This window comes from Polynucleobacter sp. 39-46-10 (genome assembly GCF_002282275.1).
Genome location: NZ_NCJB01000176.1, coordinates 1 through 4,839, shown reverse-complemented (window position 1 = coordinate 4,839; position 4,839 = coordinate 1). Strand labels below are relative to the sequence as shown.

Sequence of the window (4,839 nt, the reverse complement as noted above, 5' to 3'; positions counted from 1 at the left end):
ACTTCGTGATAACCCCAACAAAAAAGACTGCCTATATCAACGCTGTACAAGGAATAACCCGTGCCAGCGCGGTCTATGACCGACTGAAGGCTGATATCTTGCAGGGCCGCTTCACCGCCGATCAAAAGCTCAAAATTGAAGAGTTATCAAGCTTTTATGAAACCGGAGCAAGTCCGTTGCGTGAGGCATTAAATAGACTTTCAGCGGAAGGTCTAGTTTCAAGAAGTGATCAACGAGGTTTTAATGTTGCACCCCTACGATGGGAAGAGCTCAATACGCTAACTGAGACAAGGTGCTTTATTGAAGGGAGGGCTCTTGAGGAGTCAATTACTCATCGCACTGAAGAGTGGGAAGACAAATTGGTTCTACTAATTCATAAACTCTCAAAGAAACCAAGATCATCTGAAGCCAATCAACATAGCGCTAATCCAGAATGGGAATTACTTCACAAGGAGTTTCATCAAACATTGCTAGAAAACGCGCCATCTAGATGGATTAAAGAATTTAGCGAAACACTTGGAACTGAAAGTTATCGCTATAGACAGGTTGCCGCCAGCAAAAACTTTGGGGAACGCGACCATCACGCAGAACATGTAGGAATATTTGAGGCGGCCATTAGTGGTGATATTGATTTAGCAAAGAAATTGCTCTTTGAACACTACAGAAAAACTTCGGCCTTAACTGGGCGCGGCGCAAGAAGCCTCAAGCTCATGAAGTAAAAGTCACCTCTTGTGTACACCACAATCTACAAGCAGTTCATTGCTCCCACGGTAGACTTATATATCTATTGGGGTTGCTATGGAAAATGCGCGAATATTACTTACACACTTAGTGACACAAATAGAAAAATGGCTTAGGAATTTCTTCCTAAGTCGTTGATTTCATTGGTGTGCCCACCAGGACTTGAGCCTCGGACCAAAGGATTATGAGAGCAGAAGCCCATGATAGGTCATTATAAACATTGGATCTACGGTCGGTCAGTGTCGATGTGCAAGCAAATTCGTGGATCTAAAAGCAGCAGTCTCTCGGACTTTGGTTTTCTAAACCACAGGATGTTTGGAGCAACCATCTAACACTTTGTTACTCCAAATCGTATTGTGTGGGATTAACAGGCCTTACTTAAACTGAGGCTTAATGCGTTATTGATGCCATAAAATCATCTAAGGGCATAGGATGAAAAAATAAATATCCTTGATAATGGTGACATCCTAAAGCCTTCAAATACTCAAGCTGATCTTTAGATTCAACACCTTCAGCAACTACTTTTAGCCCTAGTGTTTGTCCCATCAAGATAATGGTACGGACAATATCATTGTTGACCTGATTTCCAGGTGTTTCTGCAATAAATGCTTGGTCAATCTTTAGCTCGTCAAATGGCAGGCTCTTTAGGTAGGATAAGGAGGAATAACCAGTCCCAAAATCATCTAGGGAAAAATTAAAGCCATAATCTTTTAAGGCCTGCATCTTTTGTTTAGCATCTGCCATACCATCTAAAAACAAGGATTCCGTTAATTCCAAGGTAATTAATTTGGGATTGGCTCCAGTTCTCACTACAGTGTCGATCATCTGGCTTACAAAATTCGCTTGCTGAAACTGCTTAATACTAATATTTACAGATAACGCAAGGTGCGCCATACTGTCTTGGGTTGCCCATGCAGCCAATTGCTGACATGTGGCATTAAATACCCACTGGCCGATTGGTAAAATCAGACCCGTTGATTCAGCTAGACCAATAAATTCCCCTGGATTCATCAGACCATGCTGGGGATGATCAAGGCGCAAAAGAACTTCAGCAGACTCAATCCGCTGATTGCTATCCATTTGAGGCTGATAATGCAATATAAACCAGTCATTTTTGATAGCCTGATGCAATGCATTCTCCATAGAGAATCTCTCATTAATTACTGCCTGCATCTGCTCATCATAAAATTTGATGCAATTGCGACCCGATTCCTTCGCTTGATAAAGCGCTATATCAGATTGCTTGATTATTGCCACCGAATCTATAGACTGTCCCATGAATGTAGTGATACCAATACTGAGGGAGCGCATTGGAATAGACGAAGTCAATGTATCGAACGCATTAAACTTGGCTAAAATCTTTTCAGCAACCGTTTTGACTACTGAACTTGCCTGCAAAGGATTAGAGCCCAAGTCTTCCAGCAAAATCATAAACTCATCGCCACCCATACGCGCAACCGTATCTCCAGAGCGCACCTTATTTAGAAGGTGTTGAGCGGTAGCTTGCAAGACTAGGTCGCCTCCATCGTGCCCATGCAGATCATTGATATTTTTGAAATTATCTATATCAATCGCAAGTAGTGCGCAGTATTGCTTACTGCGCTCGCTCAGTATGATCGCTCTTTGCAGGCGGTCAGCAAATAAACGCCTGTTTGGCAAGGACGTTAAAGGATCGAAAAAGGCTAGTTCTTCTGCCCTTTGTTCCAACAATTTTTGCTCAGTAATATCCCAATTGGTGCCACTCATCCTAATAGGCTTGTCACTACCATCTCGCTCCACGTAACCCAATGCATGAATGTAATGAATACTGCCATCAGGCCACACCACTCTATATTTAACGTCATATTCTTTATGGCCAGCGAGTACATTTTGGATCTCTAAATCTGTCCGCTCCCGATCATCTGGATGCACGCCTGCTTGCCAAGCTGCATAGGCACCGCTAAATTGATCTCCACCAATGCCATAAAGCCTATACATTTGCGCATCCCAGACCAAGATATCATTGACGATGTCCCACTCCCAAATACCCACTCCACCCGCAGTAGTGGCCAGGGTTAAACGCTCTTGAGATTGTTCTAGTGAATTCTTGGCATCCAAAAGTACCCTTTCAGCTAACTTGCGCTCGGTGATATCACGCTGGATCGCGATCCAATGGGTGTACCAACCATCTGCATCGGCAATCGGGGAGATGTCAAGCTCCACTATAAATTCATGGCCATCCTTGGTGTAATTGATTAACTCCGCGCGCACGGGTTGCCAGTGCAATAACGCATCGCGTATCCGATCCAGGACAACGCGATCGGACTTCGGCCCTTGCAGCATGCGTGGACTGTTGCCGATTGCCTCTTCTACCGCATAGCCGGTCATCCTCACAAAAGCATCATTCACATAGATAATGCGCGGTCCAGGCAAGTCGACGGGTTCAGCCTCAGTGATCACAACCACGTCATTGGTGTGAGCCATACAGGTAGCTAGAAGATCAAGTCGAGAGCGATTCTGTTTTCGTAGTGTAATGTCTTCGATGATCGACCAAATATAATTTTCTTCATCAGCGCCCTTGATGAGCATGCCAGACAGTTGAACGGGAACTTCAACTCCATTCTTATTAATGTAGGTCTTCTCATATGGACCAAAGCGCCCTGTTTCTTCAATGGATTTTAATTGAAGCGCTTCCGATGCCTCATATTTTTTAGGAGTGAGTTGCCAGTAACCAAGGCTTAGCAACTCTTCGTTGTTGAAGCCTGTAATGGCACGAAAAGCTTCATTAAATTCTACAAAGCGTCCACTCATGTCTGTTCTGGCGATACCAATCGGACTTAATTCAAACAAACCACGCAATTTATCTTCGTTTGACCGAAGCATCTCTGAGCTTACCACTAAGCTTTTATATGCCCGTCGCTGCCGAAAGAAATAGAATCCAACAAGGGCATTCAAAACAAATGCACCAAAGATCGTGAAGATCATACCCTTGCGCCAGCTTGCCAGGTAATCGCTCTGGGCAAGACCTACTGCAATAAAGTAGGGAAATGGAGTGTCTAGCACTTTATAGCCATACAAGCGTTTAACGCCGTCTGACAAGGGGGTATACGTTGTTTCACCCTCTTTAATACCACTGGCAATCATCTTTTCCATCGGGGTATTGGGCAATTGATGATTAATTTGCTCGCCGTTATCAGGATAGCGATAAATCAACGAACCGTTGACTATGGCTCTGAATAGGATAGTTCCGCCGGAGCCTACTCCAATGTGTTGAAATACATGTTTCAATGAATTAATGGGGATTGTTGTTAGAACAACTCCTATAAAGGCGCCGCTGCTAGACCGAATGGCTCTTGCAATGGGTATCACATGGGCGCCACTAAGATTACCAATAAGAGCAGTCGGAGAAAAATAAGTTTCGCCAGGGTGGTGGCGAAGATAGGTGAAGTATTCCCGATGAGAGACATTAATACTAGCTTCATTAGGCACTGCGCTATAGATCAGATCACCTTTAGCATCGAAGATGCGAGTTACTACGGGCAACGAAATTAATTTGACCTGCTCTTCAAGCAGCGTAGTAATCTCATTTTGATAACGACTCTTTGACTCTGCCACCATAGCCTCTGGCTTGATTTGAGCAACAATAAAATCAAAAGAATGTGAAATCTCGTAAAGCGGGTGATTGAGTTGATCGCATAAAAGATGAGTGATATTTTTAACTTGATTTTGCGCAGTTCTGGTCTGCTCATCGTAAGAAATCCAACCCCAAAAAGTAACGAAGGCGGTCAGCGCCAGTGTTAAGACAACAAAAGGCGCCCAACTATCAAATAAAACAGGTTTAGCTCTTGTGAGAACCTTATTCAAGATAGATAGACTCATCTTGATCTACCGCAACAGGCCACGCTGACTTGAGCACGCGATGATGGGGTGCTCCGCTTGTCGTGCGGGGGGGGGGAGGTTGAAAACCATTTTCTTAGAATGGAATTATACAAAACCTACGGAGCAATATCTATAAAAAGGCACATTAAATCCTTCTGGATAGCTGTGTAATAGATTCGAGGTCGTTGTTTCATGAGCAACACTCCTTGCGCTTACGCAATTTATAGTGTGTTGCATCGA

Annotated in this window: 2 protein-coding genes; one reads left to right on the top strand and one right to left on the bottom strand. The window is 43.8% G+C overall.

The window, feature by feature from the left end; translation table 11 throughout:
- A partial coding sequence (locus B7X71_RS11875) for a GntR family transcriptional regulator (RefSeq protein WP_293600835.1) occupies nucleotides 1-719 on the top strand: 719 nt, incomplete at its 5' end.
- 412 nt (nucleotides 720-1,131) lie between these two features.
- On the opposite strand, the gene B7X71_RS11870 is transcribed toward B7X71_RS11875, so the two are convergent.
- A complete protein-coding gene (locus tag B7X71_RS11870) occupies nucleotides 1,132-4,599 on the bottom strand; it encodes an EAL domain-containing protein (protein ID WP_293597183.1) in 3,468 nt (1,155 codons plus the stop codon).
- Between the last annotated feature and the right edge of the window lie 240 nt (nucleotides 4,600-4,839).